Raw genomic sequence first — 14,560 nt, forward strand, 5'->3', positions numbered from 1 at the left:
GCCCGCACGGTCAGTCGCGGGTGACGGCCGGCGCGATGTCCTCGTGCCGCTCCACCGGGGCGGCACGGCGCAGCGTCGTCCTGGCCGCGGGCTTGCCGCAGAACGCCGATTCGAGGGTGCCGGCCATGGTGTTCAGCACGGCCGCGTTGTTGGAGGTGTTCGCCAGCGCGCTGACGCTGCGCTTGCCGTCCTTGGAGGTGAACGCGTACGTGTAGTAGCCCTGCACGGTGCCCGTGTGCCCGTACACGGAGACCCCGCACGACAGGTCGCGGCGGCGCAGCCCCAGTCCGTACGCCGTGGTGCTGTTGACCTGCGTCCACTTCCGCATCTGCGTCAGCGAGCCGGACGACATGAGTTTCCCGCGCAGCAGCGCGGACAGGAAGGTGTCCAGGTCGTGCGTGGTGGAGATGATCGCTCCCGCGCTCTGCGCCCAGGACGCCGTCTGATCGGTGGAGTCGACCAGGGCCGCACCGGCCTCGTCGGGGGTGAGATAACCGTGGGCGTGCGAACCGGGGATCGTCGTGCCGGGGTGGACGTACAGGGTGTCCATGAGGTCGAGCGGCGCGAAGATGCGCTTCTGGTACTCCGCGCCCACGGCGTGCCCGGTGAGCTTCTCGATCAGCATGCCCGCGACGACGAAGTTGGTGTTCGAGTACGAGTAGGCCGCGCCGGGTGCGTTGGTGCGCGGCTTCCGGAGCGACAGCTTCACCAGGTCCCGGTAGCCGAACACCTTGTTGCGGACGGCCTCGAAGCCCGGGACGGTCCGGGCGAACATGTCGTTGGTGTAGTCGTACAGGCCGCTGCGGTGGCTGAGCACATGGCGGACCGTGATGCGGTCGTCGGGGAGCAGGCCCGGCAGATAGGTGTTGACCGATTTGTCGAGCTTCAGCTTTCCCTCGTCGACCAGTTGGAGCAGCACGACCGCGGAGAAGGTCTTGGTGACGCTGCCGACGCGGAAGCGGTCGTTCGTGCTGATGGCCCGTCCGGTGGTCCGGTTCGCGATGCCCTCGGCGACCCGGTGCACCGTGCCGTTGTCGTCGATCCGTGCCATCGCACCGGGTGCTCCCTGGCTGATCGCCGTGCGCAGCACCTTGCGCAGCCCCGCGTCGTCGGGCGCGGGCGACGCGATTGCCGCAGCGGCCCGTCCGGCCGCGTGGCCGCCCGTCGACGTCGGTGTCGCGGCCTGTGCCGGGGCTGCCAGGAGCGACACCAGGACCGCGCCCAGCGCCGTACCCGTGCCCACCGTTGGTGAGACCATCTGATTCTTCTCCCGAGTTCTCTCGCCGGTGCGGAAGCCCGGCACGAACCGCGCGCCGCGGATGCGGACGTCGGCTCCATCTCTACGCGCCGCGAGGCCGCGTGGTTGCGTTGCCCGGGGGTGAACCGGCGACGGTGAACCCGAATTGGTGAATCGCGGCCGGGTCGCCGCACGATCCGGCCGTCCCGCGGGCCGGGCACGGGACGGCCGTGTCCGGTACGTGCCGGGGGCCCGGCGGTCAGCCGCCGAACAGTTGGGTCCAGTACGTCCCGGCCGGCCCGCCGCCCGCGAAGCCGACGCCTATGTGGGTGAACTCGGGCTTGAGGATGTTCGCGCGATGGCCGGGGCTGTTCATCCAGCCGCGGACGACCTCGGCGGGGGAGCGCTGTCCGCAGGCGATGTTCTCCCCGATGGTGCGGCGGGAGGAGCCCGCGGCCGCGGCCCGGTCCCAGGGGTGTCCGCCCTCGGGAGAGGTGTGGGAGTAGAAGGCGCGGGCCACCATGTCGGCGCTGTGCGCCTGGGCCGCCGTGGTGAGCGGGGCGTCGCCGGACAGCGGGCGCAGTCCTGCCGCGGCCCGTTCCGCGTTGGTGAGCATGATGACCTCACGCGTGGTGCGCTCCAGGCCGGCGGGGCTGAAGGGCAGTGCCCACAGGGCGGTCCAGTACGGTCCGCCGGGTCGTTCCGCGGCGACGCAGGCAAGGCCCGCCTGGCTGAAGGCCGGATCGCACAGGGTGCGCCGGGACCGTTCGGAGGACAGGCAGTACTCCACGAACTCGGCCGGGGTGCGCGGGCCGGAGACCAGATGTTCACCGATGGTGAGGTAGGGATATCCGGCGGCGGTGACCCGCTGGTGGACGGAGAGGCCGTCCGGGCCTTCGGCACCGAGCTGTCCGAGCGCGGCCATGGCACCGGCATGGGCGTGAGCCGCCGCCGTCAGCCGACTGTCGAGGGACACGGGCGGGGAACCGGCCGCGGCGCGGGCCGCGTTCACCGGGCCGAGAAGGCCGTGCGGGTCGGGCGCCGTCCCCGCGGGCACCCCCTGCGCCCGGGCCGCTCCGGACGCCGCGCCGCGGACCGCGGTGCCCGGTGCCGTCGAGCGGGCGGCGCGGGGTGTCGCTCCGGCGGGTGTGCCGGCCGCCGGCGGGCCGGGTGCCGTCCCGTCGTCGGTGACGTCGATTCCGAAGTCCCTTGCGATGCCCGCCAGCCCGTCGGCGTATCCCTGGCCCAGGGCGCGCAGTTTCCAACCGGTGCCCCGTCGGTAGAGCTCCGCGAGCAGCAGCACCGTCTCCCGCTCGGGGCGGGGTGGGGTGAACCGGGCGAGCGGACGGCCGTCGGCGGCGGTGACGTGCAGGGTCGGCACGGGCAGCCGGCCCAGGGGCGTCGTGGAATCGGCGGGGCTGACCACCACGGTGACACGGCTCGCCCCGGGCCTCAGCGCGGCCGGATCCACGGTGAGCCGCTCGCCCGCGAGGCGGGTGCCGGGCGCGGCGGGCTGGTTGTAGAAGACGAAGTCGCCGTCGCCGCGCACCTGTCCGCTGTCGTCGGTGACGAGGGCGGACACGTCGAAGGGACCCGGCACCCGCAGGGTCAGGGTGCCGTCCGGGAGGGGCATGTTGCCCCCGGGAACCAGCTCGCTCATGTGCCGCCCGTCGCCGTCGTGGTCCGTGGCGGCGCCGGGCGCGGGCTTCGCGACGCGGGCCGTCGGACCGTCAACGGCCCGCCGGTGTGCGGGGGTTCCCGACCCGGTCGGCGGACCGGTCGTCAGGGGCGGCGCGCAGGGAGCGCAGTGCCAGCAACAGGACGCCGATGTCGTCCAGGTAGACGGGGTCGGGCAGCAGGTCGGTGGGGAGCACCAGATAGGCGACGGCGCCCCAGAAGACCCAGCGCGACCCGGCCGGAAGGCCGGCCCGCTGCAGTCGGCGGCGGGTGCGGACGAGCCTGAGCAGCAGGGCGACCGCCACGCCGAGTGCGGCGGCGCCCAGAACCGCGACGACGAGCACCACTTTCCAGGTCGTGGAATCCATCGGTCCGTCCAGGGCTCTGGTAGGGCGGCCGGCCTCACGGCTCGGCCTTTGCCCCCTACGTGTTCCCGCCCGGGCCGTACGTACCGCCCTTGTCCACCGACGGGTTCAGCCCCGCGGGGGACTGTCCACGAGGGCCTGGGTCACCGCGCGGATGCTGCGCGCGATGTGCTGGAGCTGCATGACCTCGGCGGCGTACAGCTTGATGGTGTGCTCGATGACGCCCTCGTGCAGGCCGAGGGCGGGCAGTTCGGCGCGGGCGGTCTGCAGGGCCGTCCGGGCCACCCGGATCTCGTGCTGCACCTGGAGCTGCGCGTGACGGGCCAGCAGGACGGGGTGCTTGAGCAGGACCGGGTAGCTGGCGTAGCGGGCCGGCACCAGCTCGCGCAGCCACTTCACCGCCGAGCGTTCCCAGTCGAAGCTGCCGGGGGTCTTGACCTGGCACGGCCAGTCCGAGGTGATCGGGGAGTACGTCAGGGCCATGTTCATCGCTTCCGGGTCACGTCGGCGGGGGTCGCGGGTTCTGGGGCGGCCCCGGTCTAGGGGATGGCCGGGGCCGCCACCACGGGCGCTCGCACGAGGCGGGGCCCGTTTGTACACCCGGGGCCCGATGCGGGTAGGAGCGGACGGCCCCGGGTGGTCCTGGTGCGTGAGCCGGGGTCCTCCCGGTCACGATCCGCGAGAAGTATTTATATATACCGCCGGATGTGCAAGAACATGAAAACATTCATGCGCGCTTTGATGCGAATCATCCCGTGATGCCGCGGTGACGCGTGGTGCGCGCGAGGGCGGTTTGTGTGTTTCGTCGGAGGTACCGGCTCGTCGGTACGACCCGCCGTCCGTCGGACGGGCCCGTCAGGTCCGCTGCGGCGCTGCCGGGCTCGGTCCCGGCCGGTCCCGGCGCGGGTCCGTCTCGATGCGGCCGGACCCGGCCCGGGCCGACCCCGAGGCGCCGCATCCGGCGCGGTTTCGGCGCGGCCTGATCCGTCCGGCGTCTCCCGGCGACCGAGCCCGGGGGATCCCGCGGGCTCAGTCCCTGAGGAAGAACTGGTGCTGCTCGGCGACCTGCTCGTACTCCTCCAGGCGGGCCTGGGTCCGCTCCGGATCGGCGTCCGTCATGGCCTGGAGCAGCGCCGCCGACAGCACGACGGGCGCGGCGTACGAGTCGAAGACGAGCCGTGACCCGGTGCCGGTGGCGAGGGTGACGTCGGCCTCGTCGGCCAGCGGACCGAGCGCCAGGTCGGTGATCAGCGCGACCCGCAGTCCCGCGCTGTGCGCGACCCGGATGGCGGTGAGCGTCTCCTGCGCGTGCCGGGGCATCCCGAAGGCGAGCACCCACGTGCCGCCCGCCTCGCGCGACTGCAGGATCGCGTCGTAGGAGACGCTGCCGCCCCGGGTCACCAGCCGTACGTCGGGGTGGATACGGCGTGCGGCGTAGGCGAAGTACTCGGCGAGCGACACGGAGATGCGCAGGCCCAGGACCGTCAGGGGCGTCGACTCCGACAGTGCCCGGCCGAGGCGGATGATCTGGTCCGGGTCGGCGAAGTCGCGCCGCAGGTTCTCCAGGTTCTCGATCTCGGCGTCCACCGCCGCCTGGAGCTCGTTGCTCGTGACCTCCGCGGGCGTGCCCGGCGTGCTGCCGAGGGTGCTGAGCGCGATCGACTGGAGCTTCTCGCGGAGCGCGGGGTAACCGCTGAAGCCCACCGCCGCCGCGAACCGCGTCACCGAGGGCTGGCTGACACCCACCCGCTCGGCGAGGTCGGTGATCGACAGGAACGCGGCCTCGGTGATGTTCTCGATCAGGTACTGGGCGATGCGCCGCTGGCCCGGCGAGAGCCGCGGCCCGTCGAACAGCTCCCTGAGCTGGGACGTGGGTGCCGCGCCCGCCTCCGGGGCGGTCTTTCCCGAGGTGATCGCTGACGCCTGTGCACGTGCCTGCTGCGGCGATGGCACCGGTGCGCCTCCTTCTTGTCCCACAAGAACTCAACATAGCTCACGAACCGTGCTGACCTGGGCGTGTATCGGCGCATGCGATGCGTGCGGTTTCCGTTTCACCGGCACTCGCGGGGTACCCGCTTGAACATCACGACGTGCCGGTTCATCGCCGCGCGCGAGGCGCACGTCCGGTGCGTCGACGCGACGGGAGAGGGTTTTCATGAGCGTGCAACAGATGCCCGCGTCCATGGTCCACGTGATGCTCGGCGACTGCTCGGCGGCCGATGCCCGGAGCGTTCTCGCGGTCCTTTCCGACGCCTTCGAGGCCGACCGGGAGGCCGGGGACGAGCCCCGGGAGTCCGGTGCGGGCCGCCCGACGGTGTGGACGGCGGACTTCGACGCCTCCGGTGTTCCGTCAGGACGCGGCATGCCTGCCGCGGGACTTTCGGGGCAACCGACGGTCGAGGCACAGGGCGGCCCTTGCGAGGTGCGGCACCTGCGCGAGGCCCTCGGTGACGCATTCACCGTGCACGAGTTGGGCGTGGAAGCCGGAGACCAGGAGGTACAGATGAAACTGCGGCTGGAATCGGGTGCTGCGCACGAGACGCGACCGGAGTGAACGGCGGTGCGGCGGTCCGTGACGGCGGGCTCCGTGCCCGCCGCGCGGCGACGGGATCGGTACGGGAGACGGCCGCGAGGGCGGGGCTGGTGGCCCGCGGGGTGATCTACGCCCTGGTCGGCGTACTGGCCCTGCGGATCGCGTTCGGCGACGGCGGACGACAGGCGGACCGGGGCGGCGCACTGGAGGAGATCGCCTCGAAACCCTTCGGGGCCGCGCTGCTGTGGGCGCTGGGCATCGGCGTCGTCGGCATGGCGCTGTGGCGGCTCTCCGAGGCCGCCTTCGGCGCGGCCGGGCAGGACGGCGGCAAGGCGGGCAAGCGGCTCATGTCGGCCGCGCGCTGTGTGTTCTACGCGTTCGTCGCCTACTCCGTGCTCCGGTTCGCCGCGGGTTCGGGCGGTGGCGGTTCGAGCGACAAGCAGTCCCGCGACGTCACGGCCCAGGTGCTCAAGATGCCGGGCGGCCAGTGGCTCGTGGCCGTCGCCGGCGCGGGGCTGGCCGTGGCGGGCGTGTGGATCGCCGCTCGGGCCGTCCTGCGCAAGTACCACAAGCATCTGAAGCTCGGCGAGATGTCGCGCCGGGTGCGCCGGGCGGTCGACACGGCGGGAGTGGGCGGCGGGACGGCGCGCGGCGTGGTGTTCGCCGTGGCCGGGGCCTTCGCGGTGCGGGCCGCGGTCGACTACGACCCGGACAAGGCCAAGGGGCTGGACGACACGCTGCGGTCGTTCGCCGACGCCCCGATGGGGCCGGTGCTGCTGGCCTGCGTAGCTGCCGGCCTCGTCCTGTTCGGGGTGTTCTCCTGGGCGCTGGCCCGCTGGCGCAAGGTGTGACGGAACGACCGGCGGGCCACACATGTCGTTCGGCATCCTGAATTCGGTGCGGACGTATGAACACCCGCCAGTTCGGGACAACTTGACGATGTGCCATGGACACTGCCCGAGAAGGGAGTTGAGGATGAGGATTCCCCATCCGTAGGAGTTGTTCATATGCATAGACGACGCCTGCTCTCCGGCGCTGCCGCGCTCACCGCCGCGGCCGCCTTCACCCCCACACTGCCGGGCACCGCACGGGCCGCCTCCCGTGCGGTGCCCCCGGACGTTCCGCCGAGGGCCGAGATCACGGCCGTCCTGCGGCGCGTGGCCGATCAATGGATCGGCGCGCACACCGACCCCGGCGACAACGGCTGGGCCAACGCCACCTTCTTCAGCGGACTCCTCGCCCTCCAGCGGCTGACGGGCAGCGCCCGCTACCTCGCCTACGCCCGCGGCTGGGCGGAGAAACACGCCTACGGCCTCAACGGCGGAGTGACCACCCGGCACGCCGACAACCACTGCGCCGGGCAGGCCTACCTCGACCTCTACGAGAGAGAACCCGAGGAGCAGAAGCTCACCGCGATCGAGACCTCCCTGCACCGCATGGTCTACGAGGACCAGCCGGACAAGAACGACGACTGGTGGTGGGACGACGCCCTCCACATGGCGATGCCTCCCTTCGCCCGCATCGGCGTCCTGCGCGGGGACCCCGGGTACGGGGAGAAGCTGTACGCCCTCTACGACCACACCAAGCGCGCCGAGGGCGGCCCCGGCCTGTACGACGCCGCGACCGGCCTGTGGTACCGCGACAAGCGGTTCCTCCCCGGAGGGATCACGTCGCCGGCGGGCAGGCCGGTCCTGTGGTCCCGCGGCAACGGCTGGGTGGCGGGCGGACACGCCAAGACCCTCGGGGCACTTCCGCGCGGCGCGCGGCACACCGCCGAGTACCGCGACACGCTGGTACGGCTGGTGAAGGCCGTCGCCGCCGTGCAGCGTGCGGACGGCTTCTGGAACGTCAACCTCGCCGACGACACCCATCTGCCCGGCCCGGAGACCAGTGGCACCTCGTTCTTCCTGTACGGCACGGCCTACGCGATCGGCGCGGGTCTGGTCGGCCGGGACACCCACCTCCCGGTGGCGGTCCGGGCCTGGAACGGCCTCGTCACCACCGCCGTACACCCCGACGGGTTCCTCGGCCACGTCCAGAACGTCGGCGACCGCCCGGAGTCCAGCCAGCCCGTCACCTACGACAGCACCGCGGACTTCGGCGTCGGCGCGTTCCTGCTCGCGGGCACCGAACTCGCCCGTCTCGCCCGTTCCTGACTCCGCCCGCACGGACAGGTGCCCCCGCGGCGCGCAGGCCGCGGGGGCACCTTCGGACAGCCCGGTCAGGGCTGCGCGGTGAGCGTGAAACTCTGCGCCGGGGAACCGTCGCAGGCGCGCTGGGTGAGCTGCACGCCGTTCGCTCCGGAGCCGGCAGCGCTCAGGCACTTGCCGCTGTGCCGGGCCGTGAAGTGGTAGCGCCCGCCGCTCTCCCGTACGGGCTGCCACTGCTGGTTCTGGCCGTTCGACCAACTCCACAGCTGGAGCGGAGCGTTGTCCACGGTCGAGCGGTCGGTCACGTCGACGACCTGCTGCGGATTGCCCCGGATGGCGATCCGTGAGAAGCCGCCGTCCGTCGAGCGGAACTGGAACTGCTGCGCCTGGGTGCCGTTGCAGGTGTACTGCTGGATCGGTGTCCCGTTCGCCGTGGCGGCCGAACGGGCGTCCACACAGGTGCCGTTGGCGGCACTGGTCAGTGTGTACCAGGACGTCTCCGAGATCGGGTCCGCCGGTGGCACCGAGCCGTCGGCCCCGCCCAGCCACTTCAGGCCGTCCAGCAGGAACCGGTTCTGTGTCGCGCTCGCGAACGTGGACGACAGCGTGGTGTTCGTCGAGTAGTCCATGGCGTTGTGGCCGAAGTTCGCGTACAGCATGCGGTACTTCGTGTTGGTCCACAGGATCGGGTAGTAGCCGCTGTACCAGGTCTGGTTCGGGTCGGTGCCCAGCGGGAAGCTGCTGGGGTCGACGGAGGCCAGGATCTTGATGTCGGGGTTCTGCCGCAGGTCGTTCGACCAGCTGTACCACTCGCTGACCGACGAGGTGAACGTCGCGGGCAGGTTCCTGGTGGCGGCGTGCGTGCGGTCCTCGACCTTCAGGACGGCCGTGGTCGGGCCCCAGGTGTTGGACCTGAAGTTCCCGCTGCCGAGGAACTGGTTGTGGTACCAGGGCCAGCTCTGCGCGTCGGTGGTGAAGGCGGAGACGTGGAAGCCCATCCAGGCGCCGCCCCCGCGCATGTACTGCTCGAAGCCGGCCCGCTGGGCGGCGGTCTGCGGCAGGTCGTCGAGGAACAGCACCACTTGGTAGGCGTTCACGCCTCCGTCGGCGAGGAGGTTCCAGTTGTTGCTGGCCGTGTAGGTGAAGCCGTTCTGCGCGGCCTGCTGCGGGAACCACTCGTTGGCCTCGTGGACGAAGCTGATGTGCGCCGCGTCCCAGGTCCCGTTGTAGAGGGCGAGCACCTTGAACGGCGACGCCGCGGTGCCCGCGTGGGCGGCGGGAGGAGCGGCGAGGCCGAGCAGCGTCGCCAGCAGGAGGAGGACGCGCAGGGCCGCGCGTGCCGGCCCGGATCTGCTGATGCGCATCGGACGGTCCTTTCCGTACGCGTCAGGGGTAGCTGACGAGGTTGGCGACATTGGTGGCGGAGTTCGACGGTCCGCCGCGGTCGTTGACGACGTGCCGGATCGTCCCGGTGCCGCCCAGGGACACGGTCACCATGTCCTTGAAGCGGACGTTCGCGTTGTCGGGCGCCTCGATGGCGTGTTCGGCGGCCACGGAGGAGTTGACGTTGAAGTAGCAGTAGCTGCCGAAGCCGTACACCTGGTGGCTCGTCACCGAGTTCGCGACCTTGTAGGCGGCGTAGCCCTGGGTGGAACCGTTCATCCAGGCCGCCTGGTTGGGCGGGTCGTAGGGCATCTCGTTCTGGTAGAAGTACGTCCGCCCGCCGTTGCCGTTCCAGATGGTCTGGTGCTTCTGGTAATGCTCGACGAACAGGCCGTACATGGTGACGTCGTCGCCGTTGACGACGAGGCCCGTGTCCGCCGTGTTGCTGGTCCAGCCGACGCCGCTGCCGTGGTCGGCGCGCCACAGCCACAGGTGGTCGCCGATGACGTCGTCGCTGTTGACGGTCAGGCTCGTGGTGGCCCTGCCGACGCCCGCGCCGCCGATCCGGAAGAACACGTCGTGCAGCGAGCTGGGGTCGGCACCGTGGTCGGCGGAGGAACCGCTCGGTCCCATCTCCAGCAGCTGCGCCGAGTTGGTGGTCCCCGCGTCGATCAGCAGTCCCGCCAGCTGTACGCCGTCGACGTCGGCGACGGTCATCGCGGTGATGCCGTTGTCCGGGATGAGCGTGGCCAGGCCGAGGCCCAGCACGACGGTGTCGGCGCGGGTCACCCGCAGCGTCTGGTCGAGATGGTAGACACCGGGCGTCACCAGCAGGTTCTTGCCCTGGGCGAGCGCGTCGTTCATCTGCGCGGCCGTCGCGCCCGGCTTCACGACGAAGAAGTCGGACAGCGGCAGGGACGTACCCGCCGGTGTGCCTCCGCTCCACGTGGTGCCGGAGGAGCCGGTGCGCACGGACGGCACGAACACCTTCCAGGCGTCGGCCGTGTCGACGTACAGGAACGGCTTCTCACGGGAGACCGGTGTCTGCGACACCGTGGTGTAGGGCGGGTTGGGGAAGCTGTTGGCGGGGGCGTTCCTCGCCCCGACGAAGACCATGTTCCAGTTGGAGCCGGTCCAGTTCGACCACTCGGTGTTCCGCGACAGCCACTGCTGCTGCGAACCGGAGTTGACCTGGCCGTCGATCTTCGTGTCGGCCATGTATCCGCCGCTGGACCAACCGCCGTCGTCCAGCGCGAGGTTGCCGCGCAGGTGCATACGCCGGTACGGCGCGGCCTGCGACACCGCCCAGCGGTCGGAGCCGTTCGTCGGGGTCACCGACAGGTTCTCCGCCGAACGCCAGAAGTTCTGGGTCGCGTTGCCCTGGAACCAGTCCGCCTCCGCGTGCACCGCCCCCCGGACGGTGACGTCGTCCGGGGAGAGACCGAGGCCCGCGACCTGGGTGTAGAAGCCGACGTCGGCGTTGGCGTCGTAGGTGCCCGGTTTGAAGAGGAAGGCCTTGCGCACGGTGCCGAACTGGTTGGTCTCCTGCTGGGCGAAGGCCGCGTTCAGGCTGCTCTGGACGGTGGCGGCCGGAGTCGAGGGGTCGAAGACCGTGACGTTCGGGCCGAGGTCGGGGGTACCGGGCGGCGGCGTCGCGTCGACCGGGTCGACGCGGAAGGACTGGGCCGCCGTGCCGTTGCAGGTGTACTGCTGGAGCTGCACGCTGTCCGCGGCGGAGGCGCCCGGGACGTCGAGGCACTTCCCGCTGTTGCGGTTCACGAAGCGGTAGGTCCCGCCGGCCTCGGCCACGGCCTGCCACTGCTGGTTGAGGCCGCCGCTGTACGTCCACAGCTGGACGAGGGCGCTGTCGGCCGTCGAGACGTCGGTGACGTCCCAGGTCCTGGTGCTGTCGGCACGGTTGCCGACCTGGCTGTAGCCGCCCGAGGTGGCGGTGACGCGCCACTGCTGGGCCTGGCTGCCGTTGCACGCGTACTGCTGGACCGCGGTGCCGTTCGCCGTCCCGGCGGCACGCGCGTCGACGCACTTGCCGCTCGCGGCACTGACCACGGTGGCCCAACCGGTGGGCAGCGCCGCGGCCTGGGCGCTCGCCTCGCCCGGCGCGGCGACCGCCACACCGGACACCGTCGTCGCCAGGAGGGCGAAGACGGACAGCACCTTCGCCGTACGGTGACGGCCGGAGTGTCTGCTGGATCTGGACAAGGGTGTTCTCCTGCGCTGGTGGGGGGTGGGGAAGGTCAGCCGGTGTACTGGGCGAACACGCGGGTGTAGTCCCAGTTCTGCTGGCTCACTCCGGAGCAGCTGTCGGCGACGCCGCCCGTGCAGGGCCGGTCGCGGTTGACGGACCAGAAGGTCAGCCGGGCCAGGTGGTGCTGCTGCGCGTAGCCGAGGATGGTGCGGAAGTCGGCCACGGTGACGGTCTCGTTCTGGTCGGTGACACCGTTCATGGAGGAGATGCCCATGCCGCGGTACGCCTGGTCGTCGCTGTAGCCGTACGCGTTCTTGAGCGCCGTCTTCAGGCCCTCCGCGGCTCGGGTGGTGAGCGTCCCCATGTTCTGGCCGGCGCCGCCGAAGTCGAACGGCATGATGGTCCAGCTGTCCACGGACAGACCGGAGTTGGCCGCGCGGTTGATGAGGCCCGTGTCGGGCCCGCTCTGGCCGGTGCCAATGGTGACGTACACCTTGAGGCCCGGATTGTTCGCCTTGACGGTCTTGAGGGCGTCCACCGTGCGCTGCTGGACCGTCGGGTTGCTGTAGGCGTCGGCCTCGATGTCGATGTCGATGGCCTTGAGGCCGTAGGCGTTGATGACCTTCTGGTAGGCGGCCGCGAGCTCCCCGGCGCTGGAGCACGAACTCTCCAGCTTGTTGCCGCTGTAGCCGCCGAAGGACGGGATGACGTCGCCGCCGTTCGCCCGCACGGTGTTCACGGTCTGCTGGTCGACGCCGCCGGTGAGCGGACGGCTCCCGTCCCACTGCGGGTTGCAGTAGCCGTTGCTGAGCACGAAGGCGAGGGTGAACCACTTGACGCCGGTCGCGTTCATGACGGTGGTGGGGCTCGGCGGGTTGCCCCAGCCGTTGTACAGGTACGGGGCGACGGCCATCGGCGCGGCGGGGGCGGGGCCGCCGGCACTCGGGGCGGTCCACTTCTGGTTGGCGGCGCCGGTACAGGTCCACAGCTGCACCGGCGTGGCGTTGGCCGAGGTGTTGCCGGTGACGTCGGCGCACTTGTCGGCCTGCGGATTGACGAGGTCGTGGGCCGCGGAGACGGTCCACCTCTGGTTCGCGCCGCCCGTGCAGTCCCACAGCTGGAGCCTGGCGCCGTCGGCGGTCGAATTGCCCGTGACGTCGAGGCACTTGCCGAGCGCGCGGACGGTGCCGTCGGAGCCCACGGTCCACTGCTGGGCGGCGGTGCCGTTGCAGTCGTAGAGCTGTACGGCGGTGCCGTTGGCGGAGTTCGCCCCGGCCACGTCGAGACACTTGCCGCCCAGGCCGGTGATGGTGCCGGTGGCGGCGGAGGCGGGTGCCGCGCTCAGGGCGCCGACGGAGAGGGCGAGGGCTGCGGTGGTGAGGGTGGTGCGCAGCGCGGTGGAGCGCAGGAGGGATCGTCTGGCCATCAGCGGGATCACAGCCCTTCACGGGTGGCGGTGGGGGGTGTACGGGCATGCGTACGCGGATGCGCACGCATGCCCGTAGGCGCGCGGGGAGGCGCGGGCGTTCATGTTCTTGAACGTGGGGCGTATTCATGGAGCGCTGGTGATCGGTGAACCTAAAGGTCTGAACCAGACACGTCAAGACATGAAGCAGAAACACTCTTCAATTCCTGAACTTGCACAAGGAGTTGAAGAACCGTCTCGTCACAGTGCGCCTCCGGTTCGGGCGAACGGCCTGCTTAACGGTTCACACTCGTGGGTCCGGACGAACGGTGGGAGGTGCGGGCGGGTGAAGGGGGAAATGCCATTCACTTCTTGAACACCGCTCAGAGCCCGTCCGCCGGTCAGTCGTTGACACGATTCAGCCGCGTACCCGGACGCTGCACGAAGGCCGGGGGCGAGGCAGGACGGCAGCCTTCGCGGACGCACAGGTTCCCTCCCGCACCACCGCGCGGACGCGCTGACCGGGTGGGTGCGCCGGCGTCCCAGGGGCGAGGTGTCAGACTGGCGGCATGGAAGAGCGCGAATTCGGCAGGTCGGGTCAGCATGCTTCGGTCATCGGCCTCGGCACGTGGCAGCTGGGGGCCGACTGGGGCGAGGTGAGTGAACGGGACGCCCTGGCCGTGCTGGAGACTGCGGCCGAGTCGGGCGTCACCTTCTTCGACACGGCCGACGTGTACGGCGACGGGCGGAGCGAGGAGATCATCGCCACGTTCGCGCAGAGCAGGCCCGACCTCCATGTGGAGATCGCGACGAAGATGGGCCGCCGCGTCGAACAGATCCCGGAGAACTACGTCCTCGACAACTTCCGTGCGTGGAACGACCGTTCCCGGCGCAACCTGGGCGTCGACCGCCTCGACCTGGTGCAGCTGCACTGCCCGCCGACCCCCGTCTACTCCTCCGACGCGGTGTACGACGCCCTCGACACCCTCGTCGAGGAGGAGCGCGTCGCCGCGTACGGCGTGAGCGTCGAGACGTGCGAGGAGGCGCTGACGGCGATCGCCCGCCCGAACGTGGCGAGCGTCCAGATCATCCTCAACCCGTTCCGCATGAAGCCTCTGCGGCAGGTGCTCCCGGCGGCACGGGAGGCGGGCGTCGGCATCATCGCCCGCGTACCGCTGGCCTCCGGCCTGCTGTCCGGCAAGTACACCAAGGACACGGTGTTTGCCGCGGACGACCACCGGACGTACAACCGCCAGGGTGAGGCCTTCGACCAGGGCGAGACGTTCTCCGGCGTCGACTTCGTGACCGGCGTGGAGGCGGCGGCCGAGTTCTCCGCGCTCGCCCCGGAGGGCTTCACGCCCGCCCAGCTGGCGCTGCGGTGGATCATCCAGCAGCCCGGTGTGACCACCGTGATCCCGGGCGCCCGGTCACCCGAGCAGGCCCGTGCGAACGCGGCGGCCGCGAAGCTCCCGGAGCTGACCGCCGAGACGCTGGAGGCGATCGACGACCTCTACGAGCGGCGGATCAAGGACCAGGTGGAGAGCCGCTGGTAGCGGCGCCGCCGACCGGCCATCGGGTGGGACGGGCCGGGTGCCCGGTACTCG

The 14,560-nt window shown here is 71.0% G+C and carries 12 protein-coding genes; 4 read left to right on the top strand and 8 right to left on the bottom strand.

All coding sequences use genetic code 11. The annotated features are described in order from the left end of the window. Positions 1-10: 10 nt before the first annotated feature. From ACZ4IF_RS36650 to ACZ4IF_RS36670, 5 genes are all read right to left on the bottom strand, one after another. Positions 11-1,258 carry a serine hydrolase domain-containing protein gene (locus tag ACZ4IF_RS36650; protein WP_467571047.1) on the bottom strand — a complete coding sequence of 416 codons (1,248 nt, stop codon included), beginning with the start codon at positions 1,256-1,258 and terminating at the stop codon, positions 11-13. Positions 1,259-1,496: 238 nt separating this feature from the next. Next, the gene (locus ACZ4IF_RS36655) at positions 1,497-2,897 is read right to left on the bottom strand and encodes a CAP domain-containing protein (RefSeq protein WP_467571050.1); all 1,401 of its coding nucleotides are present in this window, start codon (positions 2,895-2,897) and stop codon (positions 1,497-1,499) included. A gap of 70 nt (positions 2,898-2,967) precedes the next feature. Next, entirely contained in the window at positions 2,968-3,282 is a 315-nt protein-coding gene (locus tag ACZ4IF_RS36660) for a DUF1232 domain-containing protein (RefSeq protein WP_467571052.1), read from the bottom strand. 105 nt (positions 3,283-3,387) lie between these two features. Next, a complete protein-coding gene (locus tag ACZ4IF_RS36665; protein WP_467571054.1) occupies positions 3,388-3,768 on the bottom strand; it encodes a hypothetical protein in 381 nt (126 codons plus the stop codon). A 540-nt stretch (positions 3,769-4,308) separates the two neighbouring features. Beyond that, positions 4,309-5,232, bottom strand: coding sequence for a MurR/RpiR family transcriptional regulator (locus ACZ4IF_RS36670; protein ID WP_467571056.1), 924 nt, complete (start codon positions 5,230-5,232; stop codon positions 4,309-4,311). A 202-nt stretch (positions 5,233-5,434) separates the two neighbouring features. On the opposite strand from ACZ4IF_RS36670, the gene ACZ4IF_RS36675 reads away from it, so the two are divergent. From ACZ4IF_RS36675 to ACZ4IF_RS36685, 3 genes are all read left to right on the top strand, one after another. Beyond that, positions 5,435-5,833 (top strand): hypothetical protein, encoded by a 399-nt coding sequence (locus ACZ4IF_RS36675; protein ID WP_467571058.1) that lies wholly within the window; start codon positions 5,435-5,437, stop codon positions 5,831-5,833. Then, the gene (locus ACZ4IF_RS36680; RefSeq protein ID WP_467571060.1) at positions 5,830-6,663 is read left to right on the top strand and encodes a DUF1206 domain-containing protein; all 834 of its coding nucleotides are present in this window, start codon (positions 5,830-5,832) and stop codon (positions 6,661-6,663) included. Before ACZ4IF_RS36675 ends, ACZ4IF_RS36680 begins: the two co-directional genes overlap by 4 nt. Before the next feature lie 156 nt (positions 6,664-6,819). Continuing rightward, positions 6,820-7,968: a glycoside hydrolase family 88 protein gene (locus tag ACZ4IF_RS36685; RefSeq protein WP_467571062.1), complete on the top strand. Its 1,149-nt coding sequence runs from the start codon at positions 6,820-6,822 to the stop codon at positions 7,966-7,968. Between the two features lie 65 nt (positions 7,969-8,033). On the opposite strand, the gene ACZ4IF_RS36690 is transcribed toward ACZ4IF_RS36685, so the two are convergent. From ACZ4IF_RS36690 to ACZ4IF_RS36700, 3 genes are all read right to left on the bottom strand, one after another. After that, the gene (locus ACZ4IF_RS36690) at positions 8,034-9,326 is read right to left on the bottom strand and encodes a ThuA domain-containing protein (RefSeq protein WP_467571064.1); all 1,293 of its coding nucleotides are present in this window, start codon (positions 9,324-9,326) and stop codon (positions 8,034-8,036) included. 22 nt (positions 9,327-9,348) lie between these two features. Continuing rightward, entirely contained in the window at positions 9,349-11,487 is a 2,139-nt protein-coding gene (locus ACZ4IF_RS36695) for an RICIN domain-containing protein (RefSeq protein ID WP_467571329.1), read from the bottom strand. Positions 11,488-11,600: 113 nt separating this feature from the next. Beyond that, on the bottom strand, positions 11,601-12,977 hold the full coding sequence (locus ACZ4IF_RS36700; RefSeq protein ID WP_467571066.1) for a ricin-type beta-trefoil lectin domain protein: 1,377 nt from the start codon (positions 12,975-12,977) through the stop codon (positions 11,601-11,603). A 548-nt stretch (positions 12,978-13,525) separates the two neighbouring features. On the opposite strand from ACZ4IF_RS36700, the gene ACZ4IF_RS36705 reads away from it, so the two are divergent. Further along, positions 13,526-14,509, top strand: a complete 984-nt coding sequence (locus ACZ4IF_RS36705) for an aldo/keto reductase (protein ID WP_359501397.1) — start codon at positions 13,526-13,528, stop codon at positions 14,507-14,509. Positions 14,510-14,560 lie beyond the last annotated feature (51 nt).

Source organism: Streptomyces sp. NPDC025784, from assembly GCF_055558435.1.

Excerpts from the sequence above, each read along its gene's own strand:
- ACZ4IF_RS36660 (WP_467571052.1), bottom strand. The coding sequence starts at position 3,282 with ATGGATTCCACGACCTGGAAAGTGGTGCTCGTCGTCGCGGTTCTGGGC.
- ACZ4IF_RS36705 (WP_359501397.1), top strand. The coding sequence starts at position 13,526 with ATGGAAGAGCGCGAATTCGGCAGGTCGGGTCAGCATGCTTCGGTCATC.
- ACZ4IF_RS36675 (WP_467571058.1), top strand. The coding sequence starts at position 5,435 with ATGAGCGTGCAACAGATGCCCGCGTCCATGGTCCACGTGATGCTCGGC.
- ACZ4IF_RS36700 (WP_467571066.1), bottom strand. The coding sequence starts at position 12,977 with ATGGCCAGACGATCCCTCCTGCGCTCCACCGCGCTGCGCACCACCCTC.
- ACZ4IF_RS36650 (WP_467571047.1), bottom strand. The coding sequence starts at position 1,258 with ATGGTCTCACCAACGGTGGGCACGGGTACGGCGCTGGGCGCGGTCCTG.
- ACZ4IF_RS36665 (WP_467571054.1), bottom strand. The coding sequence starts at position 3,768 with ATGAACATGGCCCTGACGTACTCCCCGATCACCTCGGACTGGCCGTGC.
- ACZ4IF_RS36690 (WP_467571064.1), bottom strand. The coding sequence starts at position 9,326 with ATGCGCATCAGCAGATCCGGGCCGGCACGCGCGGCCCTGCGCGTCCTC.
- ACZ4IF_RS36655 (WP_467571050.1), bottom strand. The coding sequence starts at position 2,897 with ATGAGCGAGCTGGTTCCCGGGGGCAACATGCCCCTCCCGGACGGCACC.
- ACZ4IF_RS36685 (WP_467571062.1), top strand. The coding sequence starts at position 6,820 with ATGCATAGACGACGCCTGCTCTCCGGCGCTGCCGCGCTCACCGCCGCG.